This is a genomic window from Bacteroidia bacterium (assembly GCA_019695265.1).
Taxonomy (GTDB): Bacteria; Bacteroidota; Bacteroidia; order JAIBAJ01; family JAIBAJ01; genus JAIBAJ01.
Genome location: JAIBAJ010000064.1, coordinates 1 through 21,250 on the forward strand (window position 1 = coordinate 1; position 21,250 = coordinate 21,250).

Below are 21,250 nucleotides of genomic sequence, written 5' to 3' on the forward strand. Positions count from 1 at the left end.
CTCGGTAAGTCCTCAACTAACCAATAAATGGAAATTTTCAATAGTCCTGAGCAATCCGATTTGAACTAAATTTTCCTGGTGAAACTGACCAAGGGATTGAAGCAGCGAACTAAATAAATAGTTCTTCGAAAGATGTAATTTGCTTATAGTCGTTTTAGTCTTTCTGGATAAAATTTCATCATCATCAACCTTCATTTCATCCAAGGCCGAAAAAACCTTCAAATAGCTTGCCGAGCCTGAATCATCAAAACCGGAACTTGCCCATTTGCGAAAATACCCCTTTTCGGAGGGTGAAAGTGATTTAATTAATTCGAAAAGCATCTAATTGAAAATTAAGGTATTATCTGATTCTTGGGTTCAAAATTCTCCTTGCCGAAGCCAAAGATTCAGATTTTTTTGATTTCTACAATCTTTTTCTTCAGAATTTCTTTGCAAGCACAAAATATCCTTAAGATGGAAAAAATCAAATTACTTTTTATTGTCATTCTAACCATTCCGGCATTTCGAACCATGTCTCAGACCGTAATTGCCGGTTCAGGTGGTTTTTCGTTACAACCTAATTACAGTGTAGCCTGGACCTTAGGTGAATCCATTACTGCAAGTCTTTCAAATTCCAATACCATGCTTACCCAAGGATTTCACCAGGTGAGTGGCACTGTGGTTGGAATTGAGCAGCCGGATAATGACTTGAATTTTCGTATCTATCCGAATCCTTTTGCGGAACACTTGTCTATTCAGATTTCGGAGGCTAATCAATTGGGATATTCTTACCGAATTTCAGATTTAACCGGACAGACTATAGTTGCTGATTCGCCTTTAAATCAAACTTATACCGATATAAATCTTTCCAACTTGGCTCCGGGGGTCTATTTAATAACCATTTCTAATTCAACAAACAGATCAAGTTACCGAATCATCAAAACCAATTAATCGCATTTCATTCACCTCTTTTAATTTTTTAATCATGAAAAATCGCATCCTAACCCAACTTATTTGCCTTCTTTTAGTTTGTGCGAATTCCTTTGCACAAACACCGGAAGCATTCAATTATCAGGCAGTTATCCGAAATGCTCAGGGTAATGTAATTGCCAATAGTAATGAGCAGTTTAAATTCGAAATCCATAAAACAACCGTGAGTGGAACCGTCATTTATTCTGAAGAACAAACAGGAACCAGCAATGGATTTGGATTGGTTAATTTCCAAATTGGCCGTGGCACTAATCCAAGTGTAGGTTTTTCAACAATTAATTGGAATTCAGGACCTTACTTTTTAGAGATTAAACGAATGGTTAATGGTTCCTATGAAAGTCTTGGAACCCAGGAGTTAATCAGTGTACCATTTGCCATGCAAGCAAAAAAACTAAGTTTGCCATACGAGGAAAACATTCAAGGAAATGATAATTATTTCGGTTCTAAGCTTTCCTTTACTGATATTTCAACCAATACCTTTAGCAGCGACATCTCATTTGCTAAATTTATCAGTGATAATCGGCCTCCGCTCGAACTGGAATCAATCAATAAAACAGGGTTAAAAGTTTTATCCTACAATGCTGAAGGGGCCGTTATTCAAAGTGCGCTCAATAAACCTGCGGTTTTTGCCAGAACATTAGGAAATACGAATACCATGCATCTGGAAGGAAATAGTGGAGGTAATAACAGTCAATTGCTGCTTGCCGAAAGTGAAGATGATTATGCACGGCTTTCCTTTATCTCCAACTATTTATATGCCACGGGAGGTCAAACTTCTAATTTATGGACTCTGGCAGCAAAAACAGATGCCAACAATAGCAATGCTCGTCTACACTTTTTTAAGACCGGAACAGGTAATATTCTATCCCTGAGTGGTGATGGTAATGTAGGAATAGGCACTGCCGACCCAACTTCAAAGTTAGAGGTTGCAGGACAATTGAAAATTACAGGTGGCGGTCCTGGACAAGGCAAGGTACTTACCTCTGATGCAAACGGACTTGCCAGTTGGCAAACCCCAACCGGAGGTGGTACCGGAAATTTTTCCTTGCCTTACAACTCCGGCACCTTGAATTACACGTCGGTTCCCCTTTTTAGTGTAACCAATTCGGATGCGGATGGACTGGAAGGGATATCCAGTTATTTTAACGGAGTTGGTGTAAGAGGTGTCAATACTTTTTCCGGACCACTTAGCTCACAAACTGTTGGTGTCCTTGGTGTCACTTCCAATGGTTGCGCCATTAAGGGAACGGTTTCAGGTACAGGAAGTCCAACCGGTACAGCAGGATATTTTTATGCCCCTTCAAGCGGTGCTGCCATTCAAACGGTTGGTTTATCTTCCTTTTCTAAATCTCAAAATCCGTTTACCCCAACTGCGGCAGTGGATATCGATGGGGAATTGCGTTTAAGAGCCCAGCAAACTCCAGCCTTAATTACAGCTGGTTTAATTTGGTTCGATGGAACAAATTTCAAAGGAAACAATGGCACCACCACCATAACCTTTGGAAGCGGAGGAGGAACCGGAAGTACCGATTGGACTACAACCACAGGAGGTATTTACAATACAAGTCTTTCCAACGTAGGTATTGGAACCAATGCGCCTTACGCCAAACTGCATGTTGAGGGCGGACAAGTGTTTATTAAGAACAATATCAACGGTGGATTGCGTGTAAATAATACCGGAAGCAATGTTTCTGCCGTAGAGTTTCAGGCTAGCAGCGGAACAGGTTTATCGGTGTTAGCTCAAACCGGGATTGATGTACAAGCGACGGACATTGGTATAACCGGTGTAAGTGTTGCCACATCCGGTGGTAAAGGTATTTATGGTGTCTCTTATAGTGGAACAGGTACCGCTATCGAAGCCAGTAATACTCATTATTCAGGAATGGCTTTTAAAGTAAGTAGTGGTGGTGTATCGGATACGGGAGGCAAATGGTCTTTTAAGGTTTATCCGAATAGCATAGATCTTAGTCAAATTTACATCAGTTACCCCAATCCATCCATCAACGATATGTTGTATATTCAATCAATAGGAACAGGAAATGGAGCAATTAATTACATTTTGGAATGGGACGGAATCAATAACAATTGGAGATTAACCACCAATAGCGGCAATTTTGATCCAGGTCTTGCTTTTAATGTGATGGTGATTCATGCAAATTAATGGCTGAAGCTAACAATTAAGGATTTTTTACAAAATAGAAATGGCCGGATTCTAAATGATTTCGGCCGTTTCTGTTTATCCATTGTAAGTCCTCAAGCTTGGTGGATGCTTGCGGTATAGCTGTTTACCGGAATCTACTTTATTTTCTTAAAAGTGGAAGGGCTCCGTTAGATGTACAACATTCCTTCTTTCACCTCACAGACATCTTCTTCTCCGACCTTACCAAATGGGTCAAACCGGGAAATCGGCTCTATAAACCTGTAATTTTGGAATTGCAAGTGCAAGGTTTGTGCATTGAATTGGCAAGAGTTACCTGCATATCCGTGAAGATAAAGTGTTATTTTCTTAAAATGTGATACAAACCCTTGGTGCAGAACCTCCATACTAAACAAAGATTGATTATCTGACCATGAAAATCGAAACAAATTATACGAACCATTTTGGTAATCCAGACTTTCGCCATCGTCTTCGAACCAATCAAAACTACCATCGGCACCTGCATAAATATGCAATTCCAGGATATCACCGGGATGTTCCCCTGTATGCTGAACTGCCTTTTGCATGGGCACTATGGAACCTGCTTTTACAAATACCGGATATTTTCGAAGGTGATTTTCCCAAATTAGTTGCTGACTTCCTTGGAGAACAGTATCGTTAAACAATTCAAACCACTTTCCGGGAGGTAAAAACAATTTTGAAAAATTTTGTCTGCTATCGACCGGACAAACCAAGAAGGCAGAACCAAAATAATACTGGGCTTCAAATTCGGGAAGGAAGATTTCGGCTAGTTCAGCATGATCAATTGCCAATGATTTTACAATGGGAAGACCGGATTCTGAACTTGCTTTAAAGCTTGAATAAATATAAGGTAAAAGCCTGTATCTTAGATTAATAAAATTTTTAGAAACTTCTTCAACTTGCTCTCCAAAGCTCCAGGGTTCTGCATCACGAGTGTTAATCATACTATGCAGTCTAAACATAGGAGTAAAAACGCCTAATTGCAACCATTTGCAAAAGAGGGCAGGGGAGGGTTCCCCCACAAATCCGCCAATATCAAATCCGGTAAATGGAATTCCCGAAAGTCCCATACTGTTGAGTAGCTTGGAGCCAAGAAGCATATGTTCGTCGGAGGCTACATTGTCACCGGTCCAAACAGCTGAATAACGCTGAATACCTGAAAATCCTGCTCTGGTAAGAATGAAATTACGCTGTCCTGGTCTAAGTTTTTCAATGCCTTCTCGGGTAGCACGAGCCATCTGCATTCCATAAACATTGTGTGCTTCTTTATGGGAGGTCGTTTCACCATCCAGGTCAAATTCAATCAAATCCGGAGGACGTTGTCCCCAGCATGCGGGCTCGTTCATATCGTTCCAAAATCCGCTAATTCCGGCCTGTTCGAGAAAGCTTAGTTTTTCTCCCCACCAGTTTCTACCTTTTTCCGAGGTAAAATCCGGAAAATGACTCCATCCGGGCCACACTTCAGCAGAGAATGGAATACCATCGGGGTACTTTACAAAAATATCCTTGGCTATACCATCTTCATAAGCATCGTAACCGGGTTCCACTTTAATTCCGGGATCCACAATACAAACTGTTTTAATACCTTCTTCCTTGAGACTTTGATTCATCGCTTTTGGATTGGGGAAACGATCCGGATGAAAGGTAAACAACTTGTAATCCTGCATATAATGGATGTCCAGGTAAATCACATCCAAGGGTATTTTTCGATCTCGATATTGTCTGACCACATTCAAAACTTCAGTGTCGGGGTAGTAGCTGTAGCGGCATTGTTGCAATCCCAGTGCCCATTTGGGAGGCAAAGTCATTTTACCTGTGAGAGCGGAATAGGCTTGAATGATTTCCGAAACGGAAGGTGCGTAAAAGAAATAGTAATTCATTTCGCCTCCTTCGGCACCAAAAAAGGCAAAACGGTTGTTGGAGGCTCCGAAATTGAAAAGGCTTTTATGGGAATTATCGAGAAATAAGCCATAACTTAAACCTTGATGCAGACCGATATAGAATGGAGTTGACAGATAAAGTGGGTCTGTTTCAACAGTGTATGCGAATTTGTCAGAATTCCAGTTTTCATACGATTGGCCTCTTCTATCCAGTGGTCCAACCTTTTCACCTAAACCAATAAAGCGTTCATTGGTTTGAATATCCATGTAACGCAAAACCTGATCACCATGAAAGCTAACCCCAAAGGAATCGTTTTCCTTATTTATCCATTGGCCATTTAAAGTCTTAAAACCAACTCTGAATGGCGTTTTTGTAATATGAACCTCGAAAGTCGGCAACAGAAGGGAGTAATGTTCAGGGAAATCCCGGAAGGTAAAATCGGTTGGAAGAGGATTGGTAATTACGGCATAGCTAAAATCGCGATTCCAATTTGCCTGATTGGTAACTTTGACACGTACGGTTGTAGAATTTTGGATGATAATGCGAGCTAAACCATTGGAAAGCGTAAAATCTATTCCGTTTTCCGTTTCAATGAAATGAACAACCTCGCCTATGGCCTGATTTCGTTTTCCCATGCGGCGCAAATATATTGGAAAATAAGACTTGGTCTTAGTGTGTTTTTAACACTAAGCTAATTCTACAATCCAATTGAACCTATCAGGCTCAAGTCCGGTTTTAATGGCCATCATTCGATTGCTCATTTTGGAGATAAAGGAATTGGGGTTTAAATCCGGCAAATCGTAGGTTTTATCTTCAAAACCAATCGTTTGAATATAAGCCAGGTTTGCGGCAGTACCGGTTCCGAAAGCTTCGGTAAGGCTACCATTTTGAGCAGCTTCAATAATTTCTTTAACTGAAACCGGTCGATCTTCCACTTTCATACCCCAATCTTTAGCCAAGGTTAGAATACTGTCACGAGTAATTCCGGCTAATTTACTTTCAGAAAGGGATGGTGTTACCAGGGTATCGTTGATAACAAACATGACATTCATACTTCCTGATTCTTCGAGGTATTCATGTTTATAGGCATCGGTCCACAGCAATTGGTGAAAACCCTGTTCGTTGGCCAGTTTGGTAGGTAGCATAGCGCCTCCATAATTTCCCGCTGCTTTGGCATAACCAACACCTCCTTGACTACCTCTTACATATCTGGTTTCAATTTTAACCCTCAGAGGAGCTGAGTAATAGGCTGCTGATGGAGAGGTAAAAACGATAAATCGGTAATTTTCAGCGGGTTTAACTCCAATTACTTCATCAAAAGAAAAATATACCGGTCTAATGTAAAGCGATTTACCTTCTTCCTTTGGAATCCATTGTTGGTCGAGTTTTACCAAGGTTTTTATGCCTTCCATAAAGATTTGTTCATCAATTTCAGGCATACACATCCGCTGGGCCGAAAGATTCATACGTTTGAAATTATCAAGCGGACGAAAGAGTAGGGGATGACCATTTTTTCCCCAATAGGCTTTCATACCTTCGAAGATGGATTGTCCGTGGTGGATGGCCGTCATAGAAGGGCTGATTTCGAATTTGCCGTAGGGGATAATTTTAGGTTCTTGCCAGTGGCCATCGCGGTAATCGGCGATAAGCATGTGGTCTGAGAATTCTTTGCCGAAAGTTAGGTTGGAGAAATCAACTTGGTCGATTCGGCTTTTTCCAACCGGGGTAATTGGGATGATCATGGGTGGTAAACAGGTTGCAAACCTAGGGTTAATTTTTGGGATGAAAAAGCAGGAGTTATGAACCGAGGTTGAAAATTTCTTTTTTATTTGGCGGGCCCCATTCGCAAAAAGTTAGTGTTTAAATCAAAGAGTTGGTAAGGCGAATGGTCGGGCTATCCACTGCAAGTCCTCATGCCATTCAGCTAGCGCTTCATGTCATTCCGGGCTTTCCGTTTCTATCCCTGCCCGAAATACCGGGCAGTTTAGATTTTTACTAGTTGTTTGGATGGTTTCTTGGTTGTTTTTACGCAACCATGTTGGATTTTGCACCCCGGGCAACGATAGAGCCAGGTAGCCCACAGCACACCGACGGCGCTAGCCAAGGGGTGCGAGGACTACAGGCGATAGCGTGACCTTTTCGCCTTGCACTAAACTTGGAGTCCGAAAGATATTAGTTGGCGAAAAGGGGCCCGCATAATAAGAATAATGAACCTACTATTTTTCAATCAAAAAGGTCTTCCTGTATTATCCAATTTAACATAATATAAATTATAGGATAAAATAATCGCCCAATAACTAGGCAGCTTTTTATTGATTTTTACTCAAAAACTAAATATAGTCCATAACACACAATCACGATGGATAATGGTGTTGGTCCAAATAAAATGGGATAAAACAATTCGGGTATTGGGTTCCACAAGGATAGAACGCAACAGACAAAACCCAGGAAGGCTCCGCAAATCATCCAAATAAATCCATTTGTTTGACGAATCTCGATTCTTGCTTTATCGAATGCTTTGAGGTAATGCTGAATTATTTCAACTGTATGATTGTGCTGAAGCAATTCATCTTCAATTCGTTTAGCATCGTATTTATTCAAAATCCAGTGTTGGACTTTGGAATGATCGATAGAATTGGAGCTGTCCATTGGGCGGTAATTAATTAAGGTTGGCCGAAGCTATTTAGAAAAAACAAGTTTCCAATACCATAAAATCGGTAAAATAAAAAGGCCTGAAATTTAAAAAATCAGGCCTTGAAAAACGTAGCTAAGGGATTTACAGAATTTCTGATTTACACAGATCAAGCAAATGTTGTGCAGCTTGCGCTGTTGATGCTTCGGCATAAATTCGAAGTACCGGTTCTGTTCCGCTTGGACGAATCATTAACCATTCTGAATCACTAAAATAGAATTTCCATCCATCCATATCTTCCATCCGAATAGGTTTCTTGCCGCCGAACGATTCATACTTTCCAGCCTTGCAATTGGCAATTATTTCCTGTTTTTTGGATTCCAATAAACCTAAATCTTCTCTTCTAAAGGCAAATGATCCAACAATATCGTAAATTTCTTGAATTAATTCGGTCAGGCTTTTGCCCGTTTTCACCATCATTTCCCAGATTAACATTCCGTTCCAAATACCGTCTCTTTCCGGGATATGACCTTTTACGGCAATTCCTCCGGACTCCTCTCCTCCTACCAACACATCTTCTTTTAACATGATACCGCAAACATGCTTAAAACCAATGGGTACCACTTGAAAATCCAAGCCATAGTGTTTACAAAGCATTTCCAGCTTTACAGTAGTGGAAAATCCGGTCGCAACCTTACCTGTCCAACCCTTGTATTTGTAGAGATAATGCGTTAAAAGCAAGAGGATGTGGTGAGAATCTACAAATTCACCTTTACCGCTAAACAAACCAATTCGATCTGCATCTCCATCGGTCACCAATCCACAATCGATATCTTCCGCAACTTTAATTATATCTGAAAATTCCTGAAGATTTTTCATAATTGGTTCCGGGGCAATTCCATCAAATAAAGGGTTGTGGTCACAATGCACTAAAGTTATATCCGAAAACAATCTTCTCATTACATTTTGTCCGGCTCCATACATGGCATCATAAGCAAAGTTGAATTTAGAATTGCGAATGGCATCTAAATCAAACCCCTCCTCTACTCGCTTTACATAATCATTCTCTAAGGCCACATAAACCAACCTTCCTTCTTTTTCAGCTTTTTCCAAATCTTGCTCTTGGTATTGTGCAGGAGCCTCGGTAGGTATTAATTTTTCAACTGCTTTTACATCCTGTTCTAATAAAGGTCCGCCATGTCCAGATTTTAATTTAAAACCACTGTATTCCGGTGGATTATGACTAGCTGTAATAATAACTCCACCGGAAGCTGAATAGGATTTACAACCTAAGCTAACCATGGGAGTGCTTACAAATCCTTTTGATGCATAAACTTTAATATTGTTCAGTAACATCACCTGGATAACAGAATGCACAAATAATTCACCGGCAAATCGGCAATCATGTCCGACTACCATGGAAGGATTTTTGTAATTTTCTTTTAACCAGGTGGCATAACCTTGAGCAGCCCGGGCCACATTGTCGGCGGTAAATTCTTTGGCTATGATAGCCCTCCAACCGTCGGTTCCAAATTTTATAGTAGTCATTTTTTTAAGATTAAAACACCGCTAAATAAGGAAATCCAAGGCTACCCATTCATGAAAAGTTATCTACAATTGAAAGATGGTTCAATTTTCTTTCCCAAAAAAATACACCTTTGCTGTCTATGAAAAAACTTTTTCTACTGGATGCATTTGCCCTGATATATCGGGCCTATTTTGCATTTAGCAATAGTCCAAGAATTAATTCAAAAGGATTAAATACTTCAGCCATGTTTGGTTTTACCAATACTTTGCTGGATGTAATAAATAAAGAGAAACCAAGTCACCTGGCTGTTGTTTTTGACACATCTGAACCAACTGTGCGACATATAGAGTATGAGGCTTACAAAGCTCATCGGGAGGAGATGCCGGAAGATTTAGCCAAGAGTATTCCTTACATCATGCAAATTATTGAAGCGTTTAATATTCCCATCATTTTTTCGCATGGTTATGAGGCAGATGATGTTATAGGAACTCTGGCAGTAAAAGCTGAAGCCCAAGGGTATACAACCTATATGATGACTCCGGATAAGGATTATGGACAATTGGTAAGTGAGCATATAAAGGTTTACAAACCTGCCAGAATGGGAAATGGAGTGGAGATTCTAGGCCCCAAGGAAGTATGTGAAAAATATGGAATTCGGCACCCTAAAGAGTTAATTGATATTTTAGGTTTATGGGGTGATAAGGTGGACAATATTCCGGGAATTCCCGGCTTTGGAGAAAAAACGGCCATGGAATTAATTAAAGAATATGGTTCCATTGAAAATTTGATAACGCATGCAGACCAATTAAAAGGAAGTAAGCAAGAAAAGGTAAAAACGTATGCAGACCAGGCTTTACTTTCAAAAAAACTAGCAACAATTATTACAGATGTTCCTATTGAATTGGACGAAAAGTCCTTGGAAATGGAAGACCCTGATCCCGAAAAAATTAGGGCTGTTTTCGGAGAATTGGAGTTTAGAAATTTATTGAAAAAAGTATTGGGTGAAGAAACCGTCTCCTCCTCCCCTAGCCCGGCAATAAGTCCAAGTTCCGGACAAATGGATCTTTTTGGAGCAGTTGTTGAAAAAACAAGCTCCACAGCCATCAATAGCCCGGATTCGGCAGAGGAGAATCATCACAATTATAAAACCTTAGCCGATACCCCTCATACTTACAAAGTTGTTGAGTCTGAGTCGGACTGGCAGGAGTTTTTATCAGCTATTGATTCAGCAGATACCTTTTGCTTTGACAGCGAAACGACCAGTACCAATGAACTGGAGGCTGAATTAGTTGGTTTGGCATTTTCAATTAAAAAAGGGGAAGGTTTTTATATTCCATGTCCACCTGAAAGAAATTCCTGCCTGGAAATATTAGATCGGGTAAAACCCATCTTTAATTTGACTGAAAAAACCTTGGTTGGGCAGAATATTAAATATGATTTAATGGTTTTAGCAAACTATGGTATTGAATTGAAAAACAAGCTTTTTGATACTATGTTAGCTCATTATTTATTACAGCCCGATATGAGGCATGGGATGGATGTACTTGCCGAAACTTATTTAGGGTATAGTCCGATTTCCATTACCTCTTTAATTGGGAAAAAGGGAAAGGATCAGGGCAGCATGAGGGATGTAGAATTGAATGTTATAAAGGAATATGCTGTGGAGGATGCTGACATTACTTTGCAACTGAAGGATGTTTTTTTGCCACAAATGACAGAAAATTCTACCTGGAAATTATTTGAAGAAATTGAAATGCCTTTGGTTCCTGTTTTAGCAGCAATGGAGCGAGAAGGCATTAATTTAGATACGGATGCATTAAAGGATTTTTCAAAAGAGTTAGAAACCGAAATAACCAAAATAGAACAGGAAATTTACGATTTGGCCGGATTAAAATTCAACATAGCCTCTCCTGCTCAACTTGGTAGAATTCTGTTTGAACATCTCAAGATTGATGAAAAGGCAAAAAAGACGGCCACCAAGCAATATTCCACCGCCGAAGATGTATTGGCAAAACTGGCTCATAGGCACCCAATCGTTGATAAGGTATTAGAATTCAGAGGGTTGGTAAAATTAAAAAACACCTATGTGGATACTTTACCTACGTTGTTAAATTCAGAAACCAAACGGATACACACGTCTTACAATCAGGCCGTAGCAGCTACCGGCCGTTTAAGTTCTAATAATCCCAACTTACAGAATATTCCAATTCGGACTGAAAGAGGAAAGGAAGTTAGGAAAGCCTTTGTTCCAAGGAATTCAGATTATACCTTACTTAGTGCGGATTATTCTCAAATTGAACTTCGAATAATTGCTGCATTAGCCAAGGAAACGAGTATGATTGAGGATTTTAAAAATGGAGTAGATATTCATACTTCCACGGCGGCAAAGGTTTATGGATTAGCGTTGGATCAGGTTACCAAAGAGCAGCGTTCTCATGCAAAAATGGTCAACTTTGGAATAATATATGGTATTTCTGCTTTTGGTCTGGCAGAAAGGCTTAATATTTCCAGGAATGAAGCCAAGAACATTATAGATAATTACTTTCTAAAATATCCTGGAATTAAGCAATATATGGACGAAAGTATAGAAAAGGCAAGAGAAAAGGGGTATGTAGAAACCATATTAGGAAGAAGAAGGTACCTAAGGGATATCAATAGTGCCAATCAAACCGTGAGAGGATTTGCAGAACGAAATGCAATTAATGCCCCTATCCAAGGTTCTGCTGCAGATATGATTAAAATAGCAATGATTCGTGTATATCACGAAATGAAAACCAGGCAATTAAAATCGAAATTGCTTTTGCAAGTTCATGATGAGTTGGTTTTTGATGCATATAAACCTGAATTAGAGGAGCTTACAATTCTAGTAAAAGAATGTATGCAAAACGCCTTACCTTTGGATGTTCCAATTGTGGCAGAAACTGGTTTTGGAAACAATTGGTTGGAAGCACATTAATTTACTCTGAGAATCAATCATCTGCAATGCCTATTATTTTGATTTTGTTAGGTTTGATGTTGTTTACCGGCAATGTAACATATGCCCAGGTTCCAATCAATGAAAATGTGGAAGCTTTACCCCCACCTTCATCTAGCGAAAGTGATACCATATACCAGCATCCGGAGCAAGAAGCGGAATTCCCGGGAGGTAAAAGCAGTATGATTAAATATATTGCAAAAAACCTGGTTTATCCTGAAGATGCTGTAATTAATGGCATTTCTGGTTCTATTCAGGTATTCTTTATTGTTGAAAAGGACGGGCAGGTCTCTCATGTGGAATTGGCCAAGCCAAACCAAGATAAGCAATTGAGTAAGGAGGCGCTTCGAATTGTTAAAATGTTTCCCAAATTTCTTCCAGCACGTCAAAATGGAAGACCGGTTAGATCTTCCATCGTATTACCTATCAATTTTTTACTTAAATAACTTTTTAAAAACCTGAACTATGAATAAAACTCTTGGACTTTTGTTACTTGTCTTTGTATTTTTTTCCTCCTGTAAAAAGGATGACAAAACCTTTTCCCTGGTTTCGCCCGGCAATGGCAGTCAAAACATTGATGCAACCCAACCCTTCACCTGCGATTCCTGGCCCAATGCTATCCTTTACAATTATACTTTTACCAACCAGGAAACACAAAATTCCTTGTACAGAACTTCGGTTAGTAACAGTTTAACCTTATCCCCTTCTGATTTGGTGCCAGGTGCACCCTACACATGGTCAGTAAATGTTACCACCTCGGATGGAAACAATTTTAGCTCTCCTACTTGGTCTTTTTCTGTGGCTTCCGGTGGAAATGGTGTTATTCCAAGTTTAATTAGTCCGGACAATTATATAACCGGTATTACTACCCGTCCGACCCTTTCCTGGAGTTCAGTTTATGGAGCAACTTCCTATGATATCACCATTTCTAAATATGGAGATATGTCAACAATTGTTTTAAACCAAGCAGTAAATGGAACTACATTCACTGTTCCTCCCGGAACCTTAGAGAATGATTACACTTATTTTTGGCGTGTTAATGTAACAGGAACTACTAATTTTTCAAGTGTTAGACAATTTTCTACTGCTTCCCCTCCTACCCTGCTTACCCCAACAGATGGATCAACTGTTCAAACCACCTTTCCAACATTTACCTGGTCCGGTTTTCCGGGTGCAACAACCTATAAATTGGAAATTTCAACTTCCTCCAGTTTTAGCACCCTGGCTCGTTCTAAAGTTGTAACAGGAACTACCTATACCTTAGATGCCGGAGAATACCTCTATAGTGGTAACTACTACTATTGGAGAGTTAAAGTTGATGGAGACCTTGAATATTCCTATGTAAGTAATTTTTCTGTAAATTAATATGCTTAAAATTTATTTCAAATCAACTTGTTCTACCTGTAGGAAGGCTTTAGACATTTTAAAGGAAGAAACAAGTGAGCACATTGAAATCGTTGAGTATATGAAAACCCGACCTAGTGCTCAAGAAATAAAAGAAATTGTTGAGCTTATTGGGATTAAACCCTTGGATTTGGTTCGGAAAAAGGAAGACTTGTACAAAAATGAATACAAAAACAAGCAAATTAGTGACCAGGAGTGGTTTGAAATTTTGTCCAGGTTTCCCGAATTGATAGAAAGACCGATTGTAGTTAAAGACGGAAGAGCTATGATTGGCAGGCCGCCTGAAACTATCAAAGCCTGGTGGACGGCTTGAACTGAATTTATTAGAACATTTTATAAACCAAGAATAGTATTTCGGTATAATTTTGCCCAGTAACGATTGAATGAGCGCTAATTCCAGAAGAACAAAAGACCTACTTGGGTTTGTATTAATATTACTAATCATTGTGCTGCTAAATTTTATTGGTAAATTTCTATATTACCGATTGGATTTAACAACAGAAAAACGATACACCCTGAGTCAACCAACCCGAGAATTATTAAAGGGTTTAAATGATGTTGTTTATTTCAAAATATACCTGGAAGGAGATTTTCCGGCAGGTTTTCGGGTTCTTCGAAACAGAACCAAGGAAATGTTGGAAGAATTTCAGGCACTTGGAGGTTCCAATGTACAATTTGAATTCATTGATCCCAATGCCAATCCGGATAAAAAGCAACGCCAACAATTATACCGGGAGCTTTATGAACAAGGTTTACAGCCAACCAAATTAGAGGTTACCGAGAAGGAAGGAGAAAGTCAACAGGTTATTTTTCCCGGCGCCATAGTTAGTTTTAAAGGTAAATCAGGAGCTATTCAACTTTTAAAAAGCCGAATGGGGACTTCCCCTGAGCAAATGCTTAATAATTCAGTTCAGGATTTGGAATATGAATTAGCGGATGCCATTCGAAAACTAAGCAAACCTGCCAAACCTTTGGTTGGATTTATTGGAGGACATGGAGAATTGGATAGTTTAGAGGTTTATGACATTACCCATACCCTAGCCGATTACTATGATGTGGTATTAGATACTATTAATCATCGTCTGGGAAGTCTGAACAGGTATAAATGTATAGTGATAGCCAAGCCAGATTCAGCTTGGGACGACAAGGATAAATTTATTTTGGATCAATACATTATGCGTGGTGGAAAAGTGCTATGGTTGGTTGACCCTGTTTATGCCACCATGGATAGCCTTCAAAGCCAGGCAACAACCTTTGCTATTCCGGTTGAAACGAATTTGGAGGATTTGTTGTTTGCCTATGGTGTTCGAATTAATTACAATTTAATCCAGGATTTGCAGGCTGCACCCATTCCAATTACCACCGGAATGATAGGTAATCAGCCGCAGATGAAATTCTTTCCTTGGTTTTATTTCCCAATTTTCTTCCCAGAAGCCAAGCATCCAATAGTTAATAATTTGAATGGAATTAAGGCGGAATTTGCATCCTCGATGGATACACTTTCGGTTGCCGGAATTAAGAAAACCATATTATTGCAAAGTTCTAAATATGCCCGAATACAGCAGGCACCTACCAGAATAAGCCTTAATTTATTAGGAGTCCCACCGGATGAAAGTCAATTTAACAAACCTAATTTAATTACAGGAGTGCTGTTGGAAGGAGAATTCCCTTCGGCATTTACAGATATGATTCCTTCTGCAATTCAACAAAGCACAGAAATTGGTTTTCGGTCAAAAAGTATAAAAACAGCTATGATAGTGGTTTCGGATGGAGATTTAATTCGGAATGGAGTTAATCGTAAAAATGGCACCTATTATGCACTCGGTTACGACCGATATACCCAGCGTGATTACGGAAATAAAAACTTTATCCTCAATGCCATCAATTATCTATGTGACGATTCCGGACTAATTTCGGCTAGAGCAAGAGAATTGAAACTTCGATTGCTAGATAGAAAGAAGGTGGAAAAAGAAAAATTCAAATGGCAAGTAATTAATGTGGCATTACCTGTCCTTTTGCTATTTTCACTAGGTGGTTTCCTTTATTGGAGAAGGAAAAGAAAATATGGAAACTAAAGTTCTACCCCAACAATCATAACATCGTCCACTTGTTCGGTTAAGCCTTTCCAATCATTAAATTCTTGCTCTAAACACTTGCCTTGATCAATTAATTCTATTTTGGAGCAAGATTCTAATAATTTTCTAAAACGCTCCTTCATGTATTTTTTCCCGCTTTTTCCACCAAACTGTGATGCAAATCCATCTGAACTCAGGTAAATTCGTTGTCCACTTTGAAACGAAATACGTTTGGTTTCAAAGCGTTTAGATTCTTCGTTTGAACCACCTCCAATAGCCATTCGGTCTGCTTTGAGAATATCAACCGCACCATTTGGAGTGGAAAGATAAACTTGATTATTAGCCCCTGCAAAGTACAATTCATTGAAATAATAGTCAACAATACACAAACTAAGATCCATCCCATCTTTCACTTCTTTGTCGTTTCCCTGAACAGCATACTTTAATCTGATATCAAGTAATTCTAGTATTTCAGATGGGTTTTCATAATGTTCATTTACTACAATTTGATTCAGTAAATTGGTTCCAATTATTGACATCAAAGCCCCAGGAACTCCATGACCGGTGCAATCAGCAACTACCAGGTATTTCTTATTTCGACGTTGGTAAACCCAAAAGAAATCCCCACTAACAATATCTCGAGGTAAGTTAATTACAAATGATTTTTCAAATATTTCTTTCAGCTTAACCTGGTTGGCCAACAATCCCAATTGTATTCGTTTGGCATAGTTGATACTATCTAAAATATTGATGTTCTTTTGTGTAATCTCCTTGGTTCGCTCTGCAATACGCTCTTCCAATTGAGCCAAGGTAAGTTCCAATAAATGTTCAGCTTTCTTTTGTTCGGTGATGTCAATTGAAATTCCAAACAGTCCGATTAAATTTCCGGAACCATCTGTTTTTATTTTACTCTCCGAGTGCAAGTATCGGATGGTTTGATCCTTCCTAATTATTCGATAATCAAAAGAAGCATTCTCCAAATTTACTTGTTGCTCATTAACCTTTTCTAGTATTCGATCTAAATCGTCCGGATGAATAAGCTCCTTCCAACTTTCAATGGTTTGAAAATTCTCATTCGACTCATATCCTAAAATATCTTGCAACTCTTCTGACCAATAGGCTCTGTTATTCAAAAAATCTAACTCCCAATTACCCATGTGGGCAATTGATTGGGCCTCTTTCAGTTTTGATTCACTTCTTCTTAAATCCTCTTCAGCCTTTCTTTTTTCCGTTACATCTTTTGCAAAGCATGCAACTCCTTCAATGGAATTTCCATTGATGATCGGATAAAATGAAATCTCCAACCAATAAGGCACATCCAAATCAAAGTAAACGAGGTCGGTAAATGATTCCCCATTAAAAGCTCTTTGAAATCTAACCTGATATTGGTTAAGTAACTTAGGATCCAGTAAATAATCGAAAATAAAATCACCTGTTTTTATCTGCTTTCCAAGCGTAACAAAAAGCAAATTACTATAGGCCAAATTGCAGGTTATTAACCTGAATTCCTTGTCGATACTCCAAATTAAATCACTGGTGTTGTTAATTAGAGCCTTTAGATTCATTTCATCTTTTACCCTGGCCTCTTCAATTTTTTTCTTTTCAGTGATTTCAAAGAAGTTTGAAACTAAACCTTGTATTCCCGGCTCTTCCAACCAATTGGTAGTCACACAATCAACCCAAATATATTCTCCATTTTTATGCCTCAACCTTATGATTAAGTTGTAACTGGAACCGGGAACCTGAATAATTCGATTTCTTTCTGTAAGGTAAATAGATAAATCATCCGGATGTACTATGGTTTGTCCTACCATTCCAATCATTTCATCCAATTCATACCCCAGGTAGGTTGTTACCGATGGACTTATATACAATATTGCACCTTCTTTATCTGCAATTAATTTAATGTCTTTGCTCTTCTCAATCAAAAATCTAAATCGTTTTTCGCTTTTGAGCAAGTTATTTTCAATTCTTTCCTTTTGTTTTAAATTCCAAATATTCTCTAGTGCATAGGAAACATCCATTGCAGCTTCTTCCAAAAGGTATTTTTCGGAATGGTCAAATACATTTTCTTCCTCTGAAAATACAAACCATAATCCAACTACCTGATTAAAAACCAGGATAGGAAAAGCAAGCTTGGATTTATAAACGCTATCATATTCTTTTGATCCGGCTTTTACCAATTCTCCTAATTCCTCAAAATAATCAAAATGTTGGGATGTCTTGGTTTGTTGAATACGCTCCACTAAAGAGTTGGAAAACTTAAAATGCTCAATAGGTGTAGCATTTAAGTTTATAAGCTTTTTAATGATAGACTGGTCTCCTTGTGCTGTATGCAGAATAACAGAATTATCTTTAATTAAACTTAACCAATTTAAACTGAATTGCCCAATTAAACTGGTTACTTCACACAGGTTCTCAATTAGTTTGTTTTTATCTTTAATTTGAACAATACTTCGATTGATGGAACTGGTAAACTGATACAATCGATTCGACTTAACCAATTCCATTTCAATCTTTTTCTTTTCCGTAATATCTTCCCGAATAGCCAAATACTGATAAGGTTTTCCTTTTTCATTTAAAAATGGAACAATCGAAGTGTTTACCCAATATTCAGTACCATCTTTCGCTTTGTTTTTAAATTGACCTTTCCAAATGGATCCATTTCCGATTGTCTTCCACATATCCTTAAAAAAGGCTTTGGAATGATAGCCTGAATTTATAATGCTATGAGGCTGACCAATTAATTCTTCCCTGGAATATTTCGAAATCTTGCAAAAATTATCATTTGCATAAGTGATTACTCCCTTCAAATCGGTAATAGCCAAAATGGTCGATTCATTCAATGCCGCCTTGTAGGCAGAAAGTTCCTCCAGCGTTCGTTGGTTTTGATAAAAAAGGGCTTCATCCAAAGTTGACTTCCTCAACCGCAATAAAAGTTGGTTGTCCATTGGAAAACAACAAACAACCAATGGAGATTTTTCTGAAAAAGCAAATGGTAAATGGTCCGAATATTGATGGTGACTATTGGTTTTTACGGACCTTTGAATGGCTTCCTTTAGCTTGGCCTGATTACCTTTAGGCCATAAATCCGGTAAGTGACTATTGATAATATTGTCGCCTTTTTCCCCTAAGGCCTCCATGGCAATCGGATTGGCAAATATGATTCGTAAATCAGAATCAATTATGATTACCCCTTCAGGTAAATTATTGAATAACTCCCATTTTCTATCCTTAGAATTCATCTGGGTAATAAAAAACAAAACTAGTTTTCATTTGAACATCAAAAAAAAATTTCGACTTATGTATAAAATAATAATAAAAACAAGCCTTGGATATACACGGATTAAGGTTTAGTATAGACTAACTTATTCCAAATATTCCGGATTCTCAAAAACTGAACTATCAGTCAAACATTTTAAAAAATTAAGGAGGTCCAATTTATCCTGTTCTGTTAAATTTAATCCCGTACCAACATGTTTCATCATTGGATCAATGGTAGCAGAAGGTACACCTCCCTGATTGTAATGTTCAATTACTTCCTCTAAAGTTGCAAACCGACCATCGTGCATGTAGGGCGCAGAAAAAACAATATTCCTCAAAGTCGGAGTCTTAAACTTTCCTTCGTCATAGGCGTTTCCGGTAAATCCACTTAATCCTTTATCTGTAAATGTTGCATCCAACCCGTTGTTGTGAAACAAGTTGTCCATAAACAGCATGTTATTGGGCACATGACAATGAAAACAATCGCCTTTCTCTGTGTTGAAAATTTCAAAACCATGGGTTTCTGATTCTGTCAAACTTATCTCTTGTCTTATCCACTTGTCAAACCGGGAATTACTTGAAGTGATACTTCTTAAAAATTGAGCTATAGCTTTGGTAACTAATACACTATCAATCTTGTTAGTTCCAAATGCTTTGCAGAATAAATCTGGATACTCCGAACTGTTTTGTAATTTAGAAACAACCTGTGGCCATTTTTCATTCATTTCAATTGGGTTAACCACAGGATCATGAATTTGTGCTTCCAACCCTGATTCCCTGCCATCCCAAAAAAAAGTCGTATTCCAAGCCATGTTCAACAAGGCCATCGAATTTCTGGTTCCAACACTACCTCCTACTCCTTTCGAAAACTGCTGCCCCCCATCGGAAAAATTATATTCCGGCTTGTGACAACTGGCACAACTAATCGTATTGTCTGAAGATAATCGTTTATCGTAAAACAACTTTTTCCCCAAAGCAATGCCTTCCTGTGTCATCGGATTTAACGAAAAATCTTCCAAGGCAGGAAATAGCTTAGGCCTCTCTAAATTAAAAGGAACTGGACTTTCTGAATCGCAGGTATTGTCTCCATCGTTTGGCTCTTTGTGACAAGAAACAAGCACTATCACTAAGCCCAAAATAGAGATCCAAACTTGTTTACTGGTTAATTGACTCACTTTAGCAAAACTATACCATATTTACCTAACTTTATTAAAATTATAATTTTTTAGAAAACCATTTTTGTCTCTGCTCTTTGCCTACCTTTGCGCCCGCAAAAAAACAATAGAAACAGAATGGCAACTAACAGGACTTTTACCATGATAAAGCCAGATGCAGTAGAAAACAACTACATCGGTGGCGTTTTAAAAATGATTAACGAAGCAGGCTTTCGAATCGTAGCTATGAAATTTACACGTCTTAGCTCCGAACAAGCTGGTGAATTTTATGCCGTACACAAAGAACGTCCTTTTTACGGAGAATTAGTTTCTTACATGAGCAGTGGTCCTATCGTGGCTGCTATCCTTGAAAAAGAAAATGCAGTTGAAGATTTTCGCAAACTAATCGGAGCAACCGACCCTGCCAAAGCAGACGAAGGAACCATCCGTAAAATTTATGCAAAATCCATTGCTGCCAATGCCGTACATGGTAGCGATAGCGATGAAAATGCCGCTATTGAAGGCAATTTCTTCTTTTCAAACTTGGAACGCTTCTAATCAAATTTCAAGCATCTTTGTAGCCGCAGAATTCAACTTTCTGCGGCTTTTTTTTTGAATGAACTTCTCCACTCCAGTTAAACCTGCTAAACCGGCTTTTCAAATTCATTACGGAATGAAAATGATTAGCATGGGTTCTTGCTTTTCGGAAAATATTGGAAAAGCCTTTCAAAAATACAAGTTCAATATTCTTATCAATCCTTTTGGACAACAATACAATCCGCTTTCTATTGCCTATGCCATTTCTCGAATCTGTCGATTAGAGCAATATTCAGAATCCGAGCTGGTTCAGCACCACGAACTTTTCCATAGTTTCGATCACCACAGCGATTTTTCCAAACCGGAACAAACTGAAACTAAAAATTTCATCAATACCAATTTGATTCAGGCCCATGAGCAACTAAAAAGCTCCGATGTGCTGTTTTTAACCTTTGGAACCGCCCATGTTTTCTCGCTTCCTGAAACAGGAAAAATTGTGTCCAACTGCCATAAATTGCCTACATCCTGATTTAACAAACGAATGTTAGAGGTTTCGGAAATAGTACTGGCTCTCGATCAGGCCATTGCTGAAATTAGAAAGTTGAACCCCAAAATCCAAGTTGTTCTTACGGTTAGCCCGGTTCGTTATTTCG

General features: G+C 38.6%; 17 protein-coding genes. 10 read left to right on the plus strand and 7 right to left on the minus strand.

The window, feature by feature from the left end; all coding sequences use genetic code 11:
- Positions 1 to 12: 12 nt before the first annotated feature.
- Positions 13 to 321, minus strand: coding sequence for a hypothetical protein (locus K1X82_10030; protein MBX7182440.1), 309 nt, complete (start codon positions 319 to 321; stop codon positions 13 to 15).
- A 132-nt stretch (positions 322 to 453) separates the two neighbouring features.
- Between K1X82_10030 and K1X82_10035 the strand changes: the two genes are divergently transcribed.
- Positions 454 to 930, plus strand: coding sequence for a T9SS type A sorting domain-containing protein (locus tag K1X82_10035; protein ID MBX7182441.1), 477 nt, complete (start codon positions 454 to 456; stop codon positions 928 to 930).
- A gap of 34 nt (positions 931 to 964) precedes the next feature.
- Complete coding sequence (locus tag K1X82_10040) at positions 965 to 3,130, plus strand: hypothetical protein (protein ID MBX7182442.1); 2,166 nt, start codon at positions 965 to 967, stop codon at positions 3,128 to 3,130.
- A gap of 167 nt (positions 3,131 to 3,297) precedes the next feature.
- On the opposite strand, the gene K1X82_10045 is transcribed toward K1X82_10040, so the two are convergent.
- From K1X82_10045 to K1X82_10060, 4 genes are all read right to left on the minus strand, one after another.
- A complete protein-coding gene (locus tag K1X82_10045) occupies positions 3,298 to 5,664 on the minus strand; it encodes a DUF5110 domain-containing protein (protein MBX7182443.1) in 2,367 nt (788 codons plus the stop codon).
- A gap of 51 nt (positions 5,665 to 5,715) precedes the next feature.
- On the minus strand, positions 5,716 to 6,771 hold the full coding sequence (locus tag K1X82_10050) for a branched-chain amino acid aminotransferase (protein ID MBX7182444.1): 1,056 nt from the start codon (positions 6,769 to 6,771) through the stop codon (positions 5,716 to 5,718).
- 577 nt (positions 6,772 to 7,348) lie between these two features.
- Positions 7,349 to 7,678 carry a hypothetical protein gene (locus tag K1X82_10055; GenBank protein MBX7182445.1) on the minus strand — a complete coding sequence of 110 codons (330 nt, stop codon included), beginning with the start codon at positions 7,676 to 7,678 and terminating at the stop codon, positions 7,349 to 7,351.
- A gap of 127 nt (positions 7,679 to 7,805) precedes the next feature.
- Complete coding sequence (locus K1X82_10060; GenBank protein ID MBX7182446.1) at positions 7,806 to 9,209, minus strand: phosphoglucomutase/phosphomannomutase family protein; 1,404 nt, start codon at positions 9,207 to 9,209, stop codon at positions 7,806 to 7,808.
- Between the two features lie 119 nt (positions 9,210 to 9,328).
- Between K1X82_10060 and polA the strand changes: the two genes are divergently transcribed.
- From polA to gldG, 5 genes are all read left to right on the plus strand, one after another.
- Positions 9,329 to 12,145 (plus strand): DNA polymerase I, encoded by a 2,817-nt coding sequence (gene polA / locus K1X82_10065; GenBank protein ID MBX7182447.1) that lies wholly within the window; start codon positions 9,329 to 9,331, stop codon positions 12,143 to 12,145.
- A 26-nt stretch (positions 12,146 to 12,171) separates the two neighbouring features.
- Positions 12,172 to 12,609 carry an energy transducer TonB gene (locus tag K1X82_10070; GenBank protein ID MBX7182448.1) on the plus strand — a complete coding sequence of 146 codons (438 nt, stop codon included), beginning with the start codon at positions 12,172 to 12,174 and terminating at the stop codon, positions 12,607 to 12,609.
- Between the two features lie 19 nt (positions 12,610 to 12,628).
- Positions 12,629 to 13,528, plus strand: a complete 900-nt coding sequence (locus tag K1X82_10075) for a hypothetical protein (GenBank protein ID MBX7182449.1) — start codon at positions 12,629 to 12,631, stop codon at positions 13,526 to 13,528.
- Between the two features lies 1 nt (position 13,529).
- Complete coding sequence (locus K1X82_10080) at positions 13,530 to 13,880, plus strand: arsenate reductase (glutaredoxin) (protein MBX7182450.1); 351 nt, start codon at positions 13,530 to 13,532, stop codon at positions 13,878 to 13,880.
- A gap of 70 nt (positions 13,881 to 13,950) precedes the next feature.
- Positions 13,951 to 15,642 (plus strand): gliding motility-associated ABC transporter substrate-binding protein GldG, encoded by a 1,692-nt coding sequence (gene gldG / locus K1X82_10085; GenBank protein ID MBX7182451.1) that lies wholly within the window; start codon positions 13,951 to 13,953, stop codon positions 15,640 to 15,642.
- On the opposite strand, the gene K1X82_10090 is transcribed toward gldG, so the two are convergent.
- Positions 15,639 to 18,887 carry a PAS domain S-box protein gene (locus K1X82_10090; protein ID MBX7182452.1) on the minus strand — a complete coding sequence of 1,083 codons (3,249 nt, stop codon included), beginning with the start codon at positions 18,885 to 18,887 and terminating at the stop codon, positions 15,639 to 15,641. The genes gldG and K1X82_10090 overlap by 4 nt on opposite strands.
- A 123-nt stretch (positions 18,888 to 19,010) precedes the next feature.
- Positions 19,011 to 20,051: a cytochrome-c peroxidase gene (locus K1X82_10095; protein ID MBX7182453.1), complete on the minus strand. Its 1,041-nt coding sequence runs from the start codon at positions 20,049 to 20,051 to the stop codon at positions 19,011 to 19,013.
- 147 nt (positions 20,052 to 20,198) lie between these two features.
- Between K1X82_10095 and K1X82_10100 the strand changes: the two genes are divergently transcribed.
- The 3 genes from K1X82_10100 to K1X82_10110 form a co-directional block, all read left to right on the plus strand.
- A complete protein-coding gene (locus tag K1X82_10100; protein ID MBX7182454.1) occupies positions 20,199 to 20,618 on the plus strand; it encodes a nucleoside-diphosphate kinase in 420 nt (139 codons plus the stop codon).
- A 58-nt stretch (positions 20,619 to 20,676) separates the two neighbouring features.
- Entirely contained in the window at positions 20,677 to 21,126 is a 450-nt protein-coding gene (locus K1X82_10105; GenBank protein ID MBX7182455.1) for a GSCFA domain-containing protein, read from the plus strand.
- 12 nt (positions 21,127 to 21,138) lie between these two features.
- The coding region (locus K1X82_10110; protein MBX7182456.1) for a GSCFA domain-containing protein at positions 21,139 to 21,250 on the plus strand (112 nt) is incomplete at its 3' end.